Origin of the sequence: Methylophilus sp. 5, from assembly GCF_000515275.1 — a bacterium.
Lineage (GTDB): Bacteria > Pseudomonadota > Gammaproteobacteria > Burkholderiales > Methylophilaceae > Methylophilus.
Genome location: NZ_KI911560.1, coordinates 2,118,056 through 2,133,562 on the forward strand (window position 1 = coordinate 2,118,056; position 15,507 = coordinate 2,133,562).

A 15,507-nucleotide genomic window follows, 5' to 3' on the forward strand; every position below is an offset into this window, starting at 1 on the left:
GCTATTGTGGTAATTAAAGTGCATAGTGCACTTTGCGAAGTTCAAGCATTGTTGTTTTTCTGGTGTTATCTTTCGGTTCTATCGTTAATCCCACTACCTTGACCCTCGCCCTAAATAGGGGAAACCCTTTCATTTTTTAAGGAAATTAATATGGCAACAGGTACTGTAAAATGGTTTAACGATGCAAAAGGCTTTGGTTTTATTACGCCTGATCAAGGTGGTGACGATTTGTTCGCACACTTCTCAGCAATTCAATCTGCTGGCTTCAAAAGCTTGGCAGACAATCAGCGCGTTTCTTATGAAGAAACGACAGGCCCTAAGGGTAAACAAGCGTCTGCAATTCAAATCATTGCTTAGTTACGCGCGTTTGGGTGAGATTCACCCGCTAAAAAGCCCGTTTGCACGGGCTTTTTTTGTTTTTATTTTAAGGAGTGAGCATGGCTAAAGAAGAATTGATTGAGATGCAGGGTGCAGTGACTGAAATATTGCCAGATGCGCGTTATCGCGTGACGCTGGATAACGGTCATAAGCTGATTGCGTATACCGGTGGCAAAATGCGCAAGCATAAAATACGTATTTTGGCGGGTGACAAAATTACCATTGAAATGTCGCCCTATGATATGGGTAAAGGCCGTATCACTTTCCGTCACCTTGCCCCTAGAAAGCCTGTTTAAACGTCTTCAGCGTTTAAATATGCCAGTTCAATTTCACTAAAGCCTGCCAGTTTACGCGCCTCCATATTAAATGGTGGCCGTAGTTTGGGTGCATGGTATTGCTGGCGCAAGGTTTCAAATATAGACACAATATCTAAGCCGCGCTGGTCGCATAAATATTGAAACCAGCGGTTACCAATGGCGACGTGGCCAATTTCGTCGCGCAGAATAATATCCAGAATGTCTGCTGCGGCATGGTCGCCTGCCTGGGCGAGCTTTTGTTTAAGTGGCGGGGCGGCATCCAGCCCGCGGGCTTCCATGGTGCGAGGAACTAGCGCCATCCGTGCCAGCACGTCAGATTGCGTTTTTTCTACCATCTCCCACAAGCTGTTATGCGCGTCAAAGTCCCCGTAATCAAAGCCCAATGTTTGCAGGTGCGCACGTAATAAAGAGAAGTGGTAGGCCTCCTCTTTGGCGACTTGCAACCAGTCACGGTAATAGTTTTCAGGCATTTCGGCAAAACGCCAGACGGCATCTAACGCCAGATTAATTGCATTAAACTCAATATGTGCCAGCGCATGAATGAGCGCTGCACGGCCTTCGGCTGTATTCATGGCGCGACGCTGTACTTGCCTGGGCGGCACCAGATTGGGCTGTTGAGGCTGGCCAGGGATGGACTGGTCGGCTGCCACCAGCATTAGGTGCGGCAGGCAGTTTAGTTTTTGCGCTTCTGTTGCGGCCCAAATAGAGGCCACTTGCTGACATTTTTGGTGTGGGTCACAGCACGTCAGTGCTTGCAGGGCGAGGGTTCTCAGGCAGGATGTCATAGCGTTGGAATTTTACCGTGAATTGGCTGCCAGTGTGCTGTGTGATTGGATGTTGCAACCCGGATGCAACGGTGATCGTAGCATTATGGTGTTCTGCGATCTCGGCGACAATGGCCAGGCCCAAGCCGCAACCATTACCCTGGTTAGGGTCTAGCCGGTGAAACCGCTCAAAAATCAAGGCAGTCTGGTCGGGTGGAATGCCTAGGCCACTGTCAGACACTTGTAGCATTAAATACTGCTCGCTTTGCCAGAGACGGATCTCCAGCAGGCCTTGTTCTGGCGTGTACTGGATGGCATTTTCGAGCAGGTTGTTGAGCATCTCTGACAGCATTAAAGCATCGCCCACTACCTTGTCTTGCCGGGTTTCAATCAGTACTTCCAGTTCCAGTTGCTTGTCAGAGGCCGGGCCTACCCAGCGCGCGCATTCGTCGTAAATAATATCGGTCAGCGACACCGGCTGGAACTCAAGCTGGCTGCTGGCAGCATCGGTTCTGGCCATGCTCAGCAGGCGTTGAATCAGGTGCGATAAGCGCGTTGTGCTGCGCAGCATATAATTGAGCGGCTCTTGCACAGCTGCTGGTGGGTGGCTTCTTAATGCCAGTTCTGCTTGTGTTTGCAAGCCGGCAATCGGGGTGCGCAACTGGTGCGATGCATCGGCAATAAATTGCTGCTGTTGCTGCAAGCCCGCCTTCACACGGGACAGCAGCGCATTCATGGCTTGCACCAAGGGCTGCAACTCAAGCGGAGAAGAGTCAGTGTGCAGCGGGCTTAAGTCACGGTGAGAGCGCTGGTGTAAAGACTCTCTGAGGTCTTGCATCGGTTTGAGCGCAAAGTGTATGCCTAATTCAATCACAATCGCCGCCAGAATCATCATCAGTACTTGTGGCAGTAGCATTTCTTCGACCATTTCTGCCACCATGGCATCGCGCTTACCGGTGGTTTCTGCCATGGTGATCAGGATATTGCGCGCATCCGCGGCTTTGCTTTCAGGCAGGCCAAATGTCACCGCACGAATTGCCTCGCCTTTATAAGCGCTGTTGTAATAGATTTGCTGGTTGCCCGCGGGCGGTTTGGCTGGCAGCGGTAGCTTTGCCTCACCAAATACCAGCTTGCCTTGCGGCCCGTTAATCCGAATGTAGATGCGGTCGCCTTCGTTGTAACTCAGTAAATGGCTAGCCACTTCCGGGATCTCAATTTTGGCTTCGTTATTGGCATCTATGATGACTTCGTCTGCCAGAGCGAGCACGGTGCGCAATAAGGACTGGTCATAGGCCTGGGTTGCGTAGAGCAAGGCGCGCGAGTAGGAGAGGGCGGCAGAAACGCCGAGCACCAGCAACATGGGCAACAATAGCCACAGCCGTAACTGGTTTTTGAGTGAGCGTGGACCCATGATGTTTAGCGTGTGATTAGAGGCTCAGGTGTTCAGCTTCGAGCATGTAGCCCAAGCCGCGGACGGTACGGATATGGGCGCCACTGGGTTCAATTTTTTTGCGCAAGCGGTGGATATATACCTCAATGGCGTTGTCGCCCAAGGTTTCATCCCAGTTGCACAAAGACTCCATGATTTGTTCTTTGGCGATAATTTTACCCATACGCATCATGAGTGTTTCCAGCAGGTTAAGTTCACGTGCAGAGAGCGTAATCAGTTGGTCATTAATGCTAGCCAGTTTGTTGGCGACATCGAGTTTTAAATTACCGCATTGTAACGGCAGGTTGTTGCCCAGTTTGCTGCGCCTGATCAGTGCACGCACGCGTGCTTCCAGTTCTTCGAGATGAAACGGTTTGGTGAGAAAATCATCCGCGCCAAGGTCTAGCGCTTGCACGCGGGTGGCCACATCTTCACGCGCCGTTAAAATCAACACGGCAATCGCATTGGCCTGCTGGCGCAAGTGCGATAACAGTTGCATGCCGTCCATGGTGGGTAAGCCGAGGTCAAGAATGACCATGTCGTAAACGTCATCCTGAATAGCGCGCAAGGCCTGCTTGCCATCGGTGACGTGGTCGACCGCGTATTGTGACTGGGTTAATGCGCGTACCAGTCCATTGGCAATCACTAAATCATCTTCCACAATTAATAAACGCATTGTTGGTATCCGCTTGCTTGAATATGCCCAGTGTACCTCAATGCTGACGGGTTTTTCGTTTGTAAGTTTGCTGCAAGCCAAGCGTAAGTTAGCTGTAAGCAGAGCGGCGTATTGTGCAGGGGTGGACAACGAACAGCTTGCCACAATGCTAACAAAATACAGAATATTAAATGAGCAGCAGCGATTAAGGAGCGATCATGAACAAGACCCTGTTATTCATGTCGGGATTCATTTTTTCAGCCTATGCCCTGGCCGGGACTAACCCCTCGCCACACGATCAGGTTGAAATGCAGAAACATTTGAAAGTAGCCAGACACGCTGTTGCGCAGCCAGCGGTCAGCTCCCAAAAGGAGGCTGACAAAAAAACTGCGCAAACCAAGTAATCGTGAAGTTGCCTAGGCGTACTGAATTCCCTGCAGTGCGTTGAAGCAATCAACGGTTTCGTGTGTATCCTCTCACTTTAACCACGCGCAAGCGTGGTTTTTTTTGTCTGCAATATTTAGTACAGCCCTAAGATTCCAGTACAAGCTTAGGGTTAGCACCAGTATTAACGCAAGTCTATGATGTCCAGTTTGCCTGCTTTCATGTCTGGCACCAGCAGGTGATGGTCGTCCTGGCTTAATGCGATATCCGCTGCAGACTGATAGCCCTCTTTCACCAGCGTGACTTTATGTTGCGAGTCAACCCGGAATACTTTGCCTGACTTCCAGTCGCTGACATAAATGGTGCCATTGGCCTGTTTGACAATACCATCACCGCCACCAAACCCACTGGCGACTTCTTCCAGTTTTTTTGTCAGCAGATTGAAGTTGTAAAGCACGCCTGATGTGAAGTCGACCAATAGCAGGTGCTCGCCTTTGGCATCTGCCAGCAAGCCGTTAGGGGCTAAAATGCGTGCATCAATGGTGCCGTCCAGTAGCAGGCTCAGTGTGCGTTGCGGCGTCACTTTATAAATAATGCCGCCTTTGCCGCTGCCCAAAATGTCGCCACTGTCGCTGATATACAAATTACCATTGGCATCTGCACTCAAGTCATTTAAAAATTGTGGTGGTTTTGGAAAGTCAGCAGCGGCTAAAAATACTTCGGCGCTGGCAGTTGCCTGGTTAAGCGCCACGCGCAACACACGTGTTTTGTCGGCAATATATAAATCATTGCCAATCAGCACCAGGCCTTTGGGGTCATCCAGGCCTTGCACCAGCACTGAGGTTTTGCCATGGTCGATAACGCGAATCTGGCCGTCGCCATCCTGGCCAAATCCGTTAATTTCAGATACATAAATCTTGCCATCTGCAGCTTGCACCACAGATTCCGGTGTCAGCAAGCCACTCACTGGCTCTAAGCCGTGCGCATGGCTATGGCTCGTAATCGTCAGCAATAAGGTGGCCAGTAAACTGGAGATTAATGCACGCTGAGACTGAAAAAACAACATAAACACTCCTAGAAAAATGCTTTAGGTTGGGACAAGGTATTAATGCTATTGCACAAGGCCTGGTAAGTTTGTAGCGGTGTTTGCGCCAGTGACTGCTGGAAAGCCGGGTTTTGCTGCAATTGCTGAATCACCTGGTCAAATGCCTGCTGGTAAGACTGATGGGTCGAGTGCTCTACATTATAGGTGAGCCAGCCACGCGACTGGCCTTGGCCCTTGACGGTCATCAGTGGTTTGCCAAGTGCGCTGTCGGCGCCGGGTTGGTTATACACCTTGGCGGTGATTTCGCTATAAAAAATGCCGCTTTGCGGGTTGTAAAACATATTAGGTTCAATCACTACCAGCGCCTGGCCTTTGGCTTCTGCCTCGCAGCTGGAGGTCGCATAATTTTGCGCCTGAAAACTGCTTAAGCCCACGGCTTCAGCTGCTTCAGCGCGGTTATGCCAATAATTCAAGTATGGATTCAACAAGCGCACCGGGTGCTGATAAAAAGCCTCTGGTACTTGAATCACCAGCGCGGGTTGCGTGCCCGCCTGACTGAGACTGGCCCAGCCCAGGCAAACCACGCTACTGATAGACAATAAAATGCGTTTCATCATTTACTCCTGAAAAAGTCTTTGGCAGTTTGCCACGCTATGGTGCTTGCGTGCTGCGAATTCGGTAAATCCAGCCGGTCAGATCATCTGACACATATAGCCAGCCATCGGCACCGACGATGACATCTACTGGCCGCCCCCAGGCTTGCTTGCCTTGCAGCCAACCATGTATGAATGGGACGACAGTTACTGGTTTTTGGTTCCTGAATTGTACACGCAGCAAGGCATAGCCGCTGGGTTGTTTGCGGTTCCAGGAACCGTGTAACGCCACAATGGCATCCTGTTTGATGCTGGCAGGTAAGCGGCTTTGATGCAAAAAGGTGATGCCTATGGGGGTGCTGTGCGCAGGCAAGGTGATGGCCGGGGCTTGTGCCTGCTGGCAAACACCAGTTTCACCGCTAAAATTGGGGTCTTGCATCAGTTGCGCCGGCTGCTCGGGGTTGCTCCAGCAATATGGCCAGCCATAGTGCTGGCCTGCCTCAATCCGGTTCAGGTGCTCAGGCGGCAAGTCATCATCCACCTTGCCATTTTTCTGGCCGCTGCGATTATCAGCGCCATTGTTGGTGGCAAACATTTCCCCCGTGTCTGGATGCCAGGTAAAGCCCTGGCTATTGCGCAGGCCGCTCGCCCAGGTGGCACTTTGTGCATGGCGGCCAACCGTCACCATCGCCCCTGCCGGGCGGCCCTCGGTGGTGTATCTGAGTAGCGTGGCCCGCGTGGGGTTGTCTTCTACGCAGACATTACAACTCGAGCCGACATTGATGAAAATATAGCCATCAGGTGAAATGTTGATGGTTTTCAAGCTGTGGCCGCCACTGGGCAGGTTGCGGATAAACGGTTGCGGTGCGCCCCAGCCATTGCCTTGTTTGGGTAATTTGACCACGCCAGTTTGCTCTGCCACCAGCAGGTCATCCCCCAGCAAGGTGAGACCATGTGGCGCATTGAGGCCTTGCGCAATCACCTCTGCTTCACCTTGTGCATTTAAGCGCAACACACGGCCAGTATCTGACAGACTGACCAGCAGTTGCCCTTGTTTATCTAACGCCAGCATGCGCGGCGCACCCCATGCGCTGACATCGCTAAAGCGCTCAACCTTGAGCCCGGTTGGCACTTCAAGGGTTGATAGCGCCGCTTCCACCTCAGGTGTTTGTGCCATGGCATAATGCAAGCCAATCGCGCTAGACAAGCCTGCAAGCGCGATCAGCAGCAAGCGAGAAACTTTATTGGCTTGAGAGGTTTGGGCCTGTGCCGTTGTCATGTCAAGGTATCTGCCCAGATATTTTCTGCCCAGGCTTGTGCGTATTCACCTTCTTGAGCCGTTGCTTTTAATGACACGCCACCGCCTTCGGCTGACACCATAGCCTTTTTGGCCGGGTCATAACGGTAAACATTGGCCACATGCATGGCTTGCTGGTTGTCGACAAAGCTGTAGCAGGTGTTAGCAAACACCGGTAGCGGATTAGGCGCATTGCCTGTTTGCAAGTCGATAATCGCGGCGGCACAGATTTTGGCCTGAGAGGTCGCCATATGGGCAGATTTCGGCAAGCCGGCCGAAATACTGTCGCCAATAATATGCACATCGGCTTGTACGCTTGAGGCATAGGTCACAAAGTCTACCTCGCACCAGCGTTGGTCCACATTATTCAGGCCAGCCACTTGCGCCACTTTGCCTGCCAGTTGTGGCGGAATTACATTGAGTACGTCTGCCTTGACTGTTTCAAAGTCGGTTCTCACGGTTTTGTTCACTGGGTCCAGTTGCAAAATTTCGCTATTGTTATGGTATTCGATGATGCCCTGGTAGGTGCCATTAAAGCTTTGCAAAAATAACCCTTTTTTAGAGGTGATGTCGGCATTGGCATCTAGAATAATCACTTTGCTGCGTGGTTTGTGCTGCTTGAAATAATGCGCGACCTGGCAGGCGCGCTCATAAGGGCCGGGCGGGCAACGATAAGCGCCTGCTGGAATCGTCATCACAAAGCTGCCACCATCTGGCATGCTCTCAAGTTGCTGCCGTAATTGCAGCGTTTGTTTACCCGCTTTCCAGGCATGTGGAATATCAGCCACCGGTGCGGGCATGCCCGGAATTTTGCTGTAATTAAAGTCAACGCCCGGCGCCAGCACCAGGCGGTCATAACTGACATTGCCCCGCGTGAGGCTCACTTGTTTGTTGGCTAAATCTACCCCCACCACGCTGTCTTGTATCCAGTGCAGGCCATGCTGTTTGCGTGATAAGTCATACCCAAAACTTAACTGATCCAGCGTGCGGCTGCCGCCCAGCACCAGATTACTTTGCGGGCAGGAGATAAATTGCGGGTTGGGCTCAATGATGGTGACTTTGAGGTTGCCCATGCTCCAGGCGCGTAAATATTTGGCTGCGGTGAGCCCGGCAAAGCCTGCGCCCACAATCACCACATGCCCCAGTGGCGGTTTGCTGGCGCGGGCAAAGGCTGGCAGGCCATAAAAAGCGAGTCCGCCATAAATTACCGAGCGGACAAACTGCCTGCGTGCCGGTATATGCGGGTGGCTGGTCAATATTGAGTCGCGTGTCATTATTGTGCCCCCAGAAATGATTGATGTGGCAGGGCGTACGGCGTCTGTCTTGGCTGTTGCGCAAAGTAAGTGGCTAGCGCAGAAATTTCTGCCGTCGTTAAGCCTTTGGCGTGATGGTGCATTACCGTGGCACTCACTGAGCCGTCCTTAAAGCCTTGCATGCGCTGTACAAAGTAGTCTTGATTAAGTGCGGCCAGGGTTGGCGTGCCGCCCAGGCTGTTGCCGTTTGGACCATGGCAAGCGGCGCAAGAGGCCGCCAGGGTGTGAATGGCAGAGTTATCTTCTGCCTGTGCTGCATATGGCCATGCCACGACCCATATCCATAAGACACTAGCGTATACATGTTTCATGCTTCCCCCCGAAACTTGTTGTGAGTATTGGTCGTCTATTATTCTCAATGCTTGACCATCCTGTGAGTGACTATGGTTACACAGGGTCAGAAACGCTGGGCCCAAAACAAAAACGGCCATGAGATTCATGACCGTTTTTGATTAACATCGTTGCGAATAGCCAACGATTAGAAGCATTTTTCTTCCTGACAGCCATCATTTTTGGTGCCAAGCTCAGTCAGCAAGTTCACCATCTTTTGGTCGTTCTCTTCTTTAAAGTAACGCACCAGTGATACATCACCTTTGAGCTTGATGTTCACATCGGCGCCAGCAGAAGCCAGATATTTCATGGTTGCAGTGTCACCGATAAAGGCAGACATATGAAAAGCCGTGTTATGGCTGGCCGGGTGCACATAGTTGAGGTCAGCCCCTTTTGAGACCAGGTATTTCACAACGTCGAGTTTGCCTTTTGACGCGGCCATTTGCAGTGGCTCCCAGGCAAAGAATTTTTGTTTGACCAGTGTTGGGTCAGCCTCAACAAACTTTTTAACCACTTTGACATTGCCACCTGTCAGCGCCTCGGTAAACTCCATATAATCCTCATCTGACAAGGCAAATGCCTGCAACGCAAATGACAGTGAGAACAAGGCCACTAAAAACTTAACTGATTTCATAATCTCTCCAAACACCTGATTTTCATTTTTAAAAATAACAACGTTGTTTTGCTGCGAAACTCATTGGTCTTGCGCTTGGTTTCGCTTACGCCACAAACTTGCGTGCGTTACGGAACATGCGCATCCACGGACCGTCTTCTTGCCACTCGTCAGGGTGCCAGGAGTGCTGAACCGTTCTAAACACACGTTCCGGGTGCGGCATCATGATGCTGAAACGGCCGTCTTGCGTGGTGAAACCAGTCAAACCCTGTGGTGAGCCATTCGGGTTAAACGGGTAGACCTCGGTCGCTTGCGCAGCATGATTCACATAGCGCACAGTTGCCAGTTGCTGTTGTAGCACACTTGTGACAGCGCTGGCATCAGTAAATTCCGTAAAACCTTCACCATGTGCCACTGCAATCGGCATCCGGCTACCAGCCATGCCGTCAAAAAAGATAGATGGCGAGGACAGAATCTCAACCAGCGCCACACGCGCTTCAAACTGCTCAGACTTGTTGCGCACAAAATGTGGCCAGTGCTCAGCGCCCGGAATAATGCTATGCAGGTTGCTCATCATCTGGCAACCATTGCACACGCCTAGCGCAAACGTATCTGCGCGGTTAAAGAACGCACTGAATTCGTCACGGGCACGGCTGTTAAATAAAATTGACTTGGCCCAGCCTTCGCCTGCACCCAGTACGTCGCCGTAAGAGAATCCACCACAAGCCACCAGGCCTGCAAAGTCTTTGAGCGACACACGGCCGCTGATGACATCACTCATATGCACGTCGACGCTGTTAAAGCCTGCGCGGTCAAATGCGGCGGCCATTTCTGTCTGGCCGTTGACGCCTTGCTCACGCAAAATAGCCATGTTCGGGCGTTTGCCGGTGTTGATATACGGCGCAGCAATATTGTCGTTCAAATCAAATGTGAGCGCAGCATGCAAACCTGCATCGTCAGCATTGAGGATGCGGTCGTATTCTTGTTGCGCACAGGCCGGGTTATCACGCAGGCTTTGCATACGGTAGGTGGTTTCAGACCACATACGGTGCAAGTCAATGCGAGACGCTTGGTAGCGTGAGTTGCCTTGTGCAATGGTAATGTCATGGCCTGCATTGACCTGGCCGATACGGTGTACACAGGTGCCCAGCGCTTGTTGCAACTGGTTAGCGATGGCAGCAGCATCAGCGGCACGCACTTGTACCACCGCACCCAACTCTTCGTTAAACAGGGTGCTGAGGTTGTCGCCAGTCAGGCCAGACAAGTCAACAGTGAGGCCACAATGGCCAGCAAACGCCATTTCAACCAATGTGACATAGAGGCCGCCGTCTGAGCGGTCATGGTAGGCCAATAATTTGCCATCGGTATTCAGTTGCTGGATCGCCTCAAAAAACGCTTTCAATTGCGCCGGCTGGTCGACATCGGGCACCGTATTACCAAGCTGTTTATAAACTTGCGCCAGCGCCGAGCCACCCATGCGGTTGTGGCCATTGCCGAGGTCGATCAAAATTAATTCGCTGTCGCCTAAGTCGGTGCGCAATTGCGGCGTCAGTGTTTTGCGTACATCTTGTGTGTTGGCAAACGCTGAAATTACCAGTGAAATCGGCGCTGTGACGGCTTTGTTTTCGCCGTTATCTTGCCACACGGTTTTCATGCTCATCGAGTCTTTGCCGACCGGGATGCTGATACCCAGCGCCGGGCACAGCTCCATGCCCACAGTTTTAACAGTGGCATACAAAGCTGCATCTTCACCAGCATGGCCAGCAGGGGCCATCCAGTTGGCAGACAACTTGAGGTTGCCTATGTTGCTGATTGAGGCGGCGGCAATATTGGTAATGGCTTCGCCAATCGCCATGCGGCCAGAGGCGGGCGCATCGATCAGCGCCAATGGGGCTTTTTCACCAATGGCAAAGGCTTCACCAACGTTGGTTTCAAAACCAGCACAAGTCACCGCCACATTGCTGACAGGCACTTGCCATGGGCCGACCATCTGGTCACGCGCAATGAGGCCGGTGACGCTGCGGTCACCAATGGTGATCAGGAAGGTTTTATCCGCTACACCCGGCAAACGCAGTACGCGTGCCACGGCATCGTTCAGGTCTATCTTGCTGGTATCAAACGCAGGCAATGATTTTGCTACGGATTTGACGTCGCGGAGCATTTTAGGTGGCTTGCCCAGCAATACGGAGAGTTCCATATCGACTGGTTTGTTGGCAAAGTGTGTGTCTTCAACCGTTAAGTGGCGTTCTTCAGTGGTCACACCAACCACGGCAAACGGGCAGCGCTCGCGCTCACAAATCGCTTCAAATAATGGCAACTGGTCTTGCGTGACGGCGAGTACGTAACGCTCTTGCGCTTCGTTGCTCCACAATTCGCGCGGGCTCATGCCAGGTTCTTCGTTGTGTACATCACGCAGCTGGAACACAGCGCCAACTTTGGCGTCGTTGACCAGCTCAGGGAACGCATTGGAAATACCACCGGCACCGACGTCATGGATGCTTAAAATCGGGTTTTTGTCAGCCATTTGCCAGCAACGGTCAATCACTTCTTGTGCACGGCGTTGCAGCTCAGGGTTGCCACGTTGCACAGAGTCAAAATCCAGGTTTTCAGTGTTAGCGCCAGTATCCATGCTGGAGGCCGCACCGCCGCCAAGGCCAATCAGCATGGCCGGGCCACCGAGTTGAATCAGGGCTGAGCCGGCAGGAATACTGTTTTTAAAGCTATGACTGTCAGAAATGTTACCAACACCCCCTGCTAGCATAATCGGCTTGTGATAGCCGCGAACCTCGGATTGGCCGTCGGTGGTAGTCGTTGCCAGCTCAAAGGTACGGAAATAACCGGCAATGTTAGGGCGGCCAAATTCATTGTTATAGGCGGCGCCACCGAGTGGGCCATCGATCATGATTTGCAAGGCGCTGGCGATGCGGCCAGGCTTGCCGTAGTGTTCTTCCCAGGGTTGGGTGAAATCTGGCAGGTTGAGGTTGGAGACTGAGAAACCGGCCAACCCTGCTTTCGGCTTGGAGCCGATACCGGTGGCACCTTCATCACGAATCTCGCCACCAGCCCCGGTGGCAGCTCCGGCAAAGGGTGAAATGGCCGTTGGGTGGTTGTGCGTTTCTACCTTCATCAGGTAGTGCATATTGTCTTCGACAAACTGGTAGCTTTGGTCAGCAGCTGGGTAAAAGCGCTTGGTTTTCTGGCCTTGCACAATCGAAGAGTTGTCCGAATAAGCCACTACTGTGTGACCAGGGTTCAACTTGTGCGTATTGCGGATCATGTTAAACAGCGACAGCTCTTGCTGCACGCCGTCGATCACCCAGTCGGCGTTGAAAATCTTGTGGCGGCAGTGCTCGGAGTTGGCCTGGGCAAACATCATCAACTCAACGTCCGTCGGGTTGCGGCCCATTTTGTTGTAGTTTTCCAGCAGGTAGTCGACTTCGTCAGGCGACAGTGCAAGGCCCATGTCGCTGTTGGCGGCTTCCAGCGCGGCTTTGCCACCGGCCAGAATATCGACGCTGGACAGGGGTTTCGGGTCAGCATGGTGATACAGTTTTTCAGCGGCGGCCAGGCTGCCAATCACGGTTTCTGTCATGCGGTCTTGAATGACGGCACGCAAGGCCTGCTTTTCACTGTCTGACAGTGGCTGACCGTTGTGTGTGGTCACATAGTAAGCAATGCCGCGTTCCAGCCGCAACAAGCTGCTCAGGCCACAGTTGTGTGTAATGTCGGTGGCGCGTGAGGCCCAGGGCGAAATGGTGCCTATGCGTGGCGTCACCAGCAGCAGCTCACCACTTGGTGATTCAATCTCGGTTTTCGGGCCGTAGGTCAAAATCTGGCGCAAGGTCTCTTGCTCGGCACTACTCAGGGCGGTTTCGCTAAAAGCGAAATGCACAAATTCGGCATAAATGTGGGCGATATTCGGTGCGCTGACCTTGAGGGCGCTATACAGCTTATCGAGACGGAATTGCGAGAGGGCGGCGCTGCCGCGCAGACTAAAAAAATGCGCTTGACTGGACATGTGACGGTTGGATTTTTCAATGAAAATTCAAACCGTTATTTTAACAGAAAGCGCGTGCTCTGGCAGGGCTAATCGAATCCCTGATGAAAAAACGGCCACACGCAGGTGGCCGTTTAATGTGTGTGGTTAATGCCCTAGTATCCCAGCGCGCGGGCGCTCTGGTAAAACATAAAGCTCACCAGCCAGGCCAGTGCCAATGACCAGCCAAGTGACAGCCACATAAAGCCGCTGCTTTTACTTTCAGATTTGAGCGTCGCGATAGTGGACAGGCAGGGCGTATAAATCAGCGTAAACAGCATAAAACTCATGCCTTGCACCCAGTCGATATTGGCCGCAATCTGGTGGCTGAGCGCATCGCCTTGTAAACCGTAAATCACGGCCAGTGAGCCGACGACGATTTCTTTGGCGACAAAACCAAAAATCAAGGCAATCGCCAGTTGGGTATCAATACCAATCGGGTCCAGCACGGGGGCAAAAAAGCGGCCTATGCTGCCTGCCCAGGTCTCTGCGCTGGCAGGTACTGCCGTGGTGGGCAAGTGGGTAAGCAGCCACACCATGACCACGCCAATCACAATAAACTTGGTGGCCCGTGCTAAAAAATGTTTGACCTCTTGCCAGCCGCGCATCCAGATTTGTTGCGGCGTGGGAAAGCGGTAGGGCGGTAATTCCAGCACAAACGGCTCACGGCTGGCAAATTTGCCTTTAAACAAAATGGCCGTGATAAAAATGGTGGCGAAGCTGACCAGGTAAAGCGAAAACAGCACCAGCGCTGCTTGCGAGGGTGGGAACAAAATAGCAATGATAAATAGAAACACCTGTAATCTGGCTGAGCAGAGCGAGAGCGGGATGGTGAGCATGGTGAGTAAGCGCATGGGGCGGCTACGCATCACGCGCGTGCCCATCAAGGCCGGTACATTACAGCCAAAGCCCATCAGCATCATGACAAAGCCACGGCCATCCAGGCCCATTTTCGCCATCAGGGTGTCCATGAGAAAGGCGGCGCGCGACAAGTAGCCACTGTCTTCGACCATACTCATGACCAAAAAGAACAACACAATAATCGGCACAAACGCCGCTACGGTGCTAAAGCCGGTATAGAGGCCGTCGAGTAGCAAGCCATTTAACCAGCCTGGCAAGCTTGCCAATGCTGGTTCTAGTAATGTGCTGCGCATGCTGTCAAACAGCCAGGCCATGCCTTCTTGTAGTGGGGCGCCTACGGTAAAAATAAACTGAAACAGCAAAAAGACCGAGAGCAAGAACAAGGGCAGTCCCAACCATGGGTGCAATAGCACGCGGTCCAGGCGGTCGGTTAACGTGTGATTCAGCTGAAGGGGAAAATGCACCGTTTTATCAATAATCTGATGCATTTCCTGTTCGATGACATTATCCATTTCCAACTTGCCAGCAATCGTTGCTGGCGTGACCAGGTTGGGTTGCTGCAAAATGGTTTGTGCCGCCAGCTGCAACGCATCAGGGCAGCCTTGGCCATATTTGGCGCTAATGGTGCGCACTGGCAAGCCTAGCTGTTTGCTCATGGCTTGCGCGTCTATCGTGATGCCTGCACGTTTGGCCTCATCTTCCATGTTAAGCAACAACACAGCAGGTAAGCCCAGCGCGCGAATTTGCAAGGCGAGCGATAACTGGCGATCAATCTGGGCGCTGTTTAAGATAATCAGTACCAGGTCAACTGGATGATGGCTTAAAAAATGGCGGACAACATGCTCGTCATCAGAAAAACCATGCAAATCATACAAGCCAGGCAAATCGACCAACTCGGCAATATGGCCACCGAGCAGGATTTTTGCGCTCATTAAGTCTACCGTGATGCCTGGCCAATTACCCACGCGGGCGGAGGCGCCGCTTAAACGATTGAACAGAGTGGATTTGCCCGTGTTGGGCATTCCGAGTAAGGCAACACGTTTCATGCGGTGAGGGATTCTGTCTGGTTGGAGAGTAAGCGGACTTGGATGGCTTTGGCATCCTGCAGGCGGATGATGACGTCTGTCGAGCCAATGCGTACATGCAATGGGCCGTTAAATGCAGCTTGGCGGATGATCTCCAGCTGTTTGCCAGACCGGAACCCCAGCGCGCCCAATCGTTGTGATAGGGCTTGCTCAGCATGGATGCTATCAATGATGGCAGTCTGGCCGGGTTTTAGGGCGTCAAGATGCATGGACATGGTATAAATGAGAATAATTCTTGATTTTATCTAAGGCTTAATTTTAGCTTAGATTGCCAGTCAAAGAAATGATTCTCTGTACTTGGCATGTGCGATGAGGCAATGCTGGCATGATGCCTAAATAATAAAAAAGCCAGTCTGAACTGGCTTTTTTATTAGGGCGCAGCTGGTTAGCTGTCATTGGGCGTTTGA

The 15,507-nt window shown here is 52.1% G+C and carries 15 protein-coding genes; 3 read left to right on the top strand and 12 right to left on the bottom strand.

The features are described 5' to 3' along the window. Positions 1-150: 150 nt before the first annotated feature. A complete protein-coding gene (locus METH5_RS0110170) occupies positions 151-357 on the top strand; it encodes a cold-shock protein (RefSeq protein WP_029148405.1) in 207 nt (68 codons plus the stop codon). Between the two features lie 80 nt (positions 358-437). After that, positions 438-674 carry a translation initiation factor IF-1 gene (gene infA, locus METH5_RS0110175; protein ID WP_029148406.1) on the top strand — a complete coding sequence of 79 codons (237 nt, stop codon included), beginning with the start codon at positions 438-440 and terminating at the stop codon, positions 672-674. Here infA and METH5_RS0110180 read toward each other — a convergent pair. The 3 genes from METH5_RS0110180 to METH5_RS0110190 are packed head-to-tail and all read right to left on the bottom strand — an operon-like array spanning position 671 to position 3,564. Continuing rightward, entirely contained in the window at positions 671-1,480 is an 810-nt protein-coding gene (locus METH5_RS0110180; protein WP_029148407.1) for a ferritin-like domain-containing protein, read from the bottom strand. The genes infA and METH5_RS0110180 overlap by 4 nt on opposite strands. Continuing rightward, positions 1,431-2,870, bottom strand: a complete 1,440-nt coding sequence (locus METH5_RS0110185) for a sensor histidine kinase (RefSeq protein WP_029148408.1) — start codon at positions 2,868-2,870, stop codon at positions 1,431-1,433. The genes METH5_RS0110180 and METH5_RS0110185 overlap by 50 nt, the downstream gene beginning before the upstream one ends. A gap of 16 nt (positions 2,871-2,886) precedes the next feature. Next, positions 2,887-3,564 (bottom strand): response regulator transcription factor, encoded by a 678-nt coding sequence (locus METH5_RS0110190; protein WP_029148409.1) that lies wholly within the window; start codon positions 3,562-3,564, stop codon positions 2,887-2,889. Between the two features lie 197 nt (positions 3,565-3,761). Between METH5_RS0110190 and METH5_RS0110195 the strand changes: the two genes are divergently transcribed. Further along, on the top strand, positions 3,762-3,947 hold the full coding sequence (locus METH5_RS0110195; RefSeq protein ID WP_029148410.1) for a hypothetical protein: 186 nt from the start codon (positions 3,762-3,764) through the stop codon (positions 3,945-3,947). 164 nt (positions 3,948-4,111) lie between these two features. Here the strand turns inward: METH5_RS0110195 and METH5_RS0110200 are convergent, their stop codons facing one another. The 9 genes from METH5_RS0110200 to METH5_RS0110240 form a co-directional block, all read right to left on the bottom strand. Next, positions 4,112-4,993, bottom strand: a complete 882-nt coding sequence (locus METH5_RS0110200; protein WP_029148411.1) for an SMP-30/gluconolactonase/LRE family protein — start codon at positions 4,991-4,993, stop codon at positions 4,112-4,114. A gap of 8 nt (positions 4,994-5,001) precedes the next feature. Then, positions 5,002-5,589 (bottom strand): hypothetical protein, encoded by a 588-nt coding sequence (locus METH5_RS0110205; protein WP_232411013.1) that lies wholly within the window; start codon positions 5,587-5,589, stop codon positions 5,002-5,004. Positions 5,590-5,623: 34 nt separating this feature from the next. Then, positions 5,624-6,844 carry a sorbosone dehydrogenase family protein gene (locus METH5_RS0110210; RefSeq protein WP_029148413.1) on the bottom strand — a complete coding sequence of 407 codons (1,221 nt, stop codon included), beginning with the start codon at positions 6,842-6,844 and terminating at the stop codon, positions 5,624-5,626. Then, positions 6,841-8,136, bottom strand: a complete 1,296-nt coding sequence (locus METH5_RS0110215; protein WP_029148414.1) for an NAD(P)/FAD-dependent oxidoreductase — start codon at positions 8,134-8,136, stop codon at positions 6,841-6,843. The genes METH5_RS0110210 and METH5_RS0110215 overlap by 4 nt, the downstream gene beginning before the upstream one ends. Then, the gene (locus METH5_RS0110220; RefSeq protein WP_029148415.1) at positions 8,136-8,486 is read right to left on the bottom strand and encodes a c-type cytochrome; all 351 of its coding nucleotides are present in this window, start codon (positions 8,484-8,486) and stop codon (positions 8,136-8,138) included. The genes METH5_RS0110215 and METH5_RS0110220 overlap by 1 nt, the downstream gene beginning before the upstream one ends. A gap of 167 nt (positions 8,487-8,653) precedes the next feature. Beyond that, on the bottom strand, positions 8,654-9,139 hold the full coding sequence (locus tag METH5_RS0110225) for an ankyrin repeat domain-containing protein (protein ID WP_029148416.1): 486 nt from the start codon (positions 9,137-9,139) through the stop codon (positions 8,654-8,656). Positions 9,140-9,224: 85 nt separating this feature from the next. Continuing rightward, a complete protein-coding gene (gene purL, locus METH5_RS0110230) occupies positions 9,225-13,136 on the bottom strand; it encodes a phosphoribosylformylglycinamidine synthase (protein ID WP_029148417.1) in 3,912 nt (1,303 codons plus the stop codon). A 134-nt stretch (positions 13,137-13,270) separates the two neighbouring features. Beyond that, positions 13,271-15,061, bottom strand: a complete 1,791-nt coding sequence (gene feoB / locus METH5_RS0110235; protein WP_029148418.1) for a ferrous iron transport protein B — start codon at positions 15,059-15,061, stop codon at positions 13,271-13,273. Then, a complete protein-coding gene (locus METH5_RS0110240) occupies positions 15,058-15,315 on the bottom strand; it encodes a FeoA family protein (protein WP_029148419.1) in 258 nt (85 codons plus the stop codon). Before METH5_RS0110240 ends, feoB begins: the two co-directional genes overlap by 4 nt. Positions 15,316-15,507 lie beyond the last annotated feature (192 nt).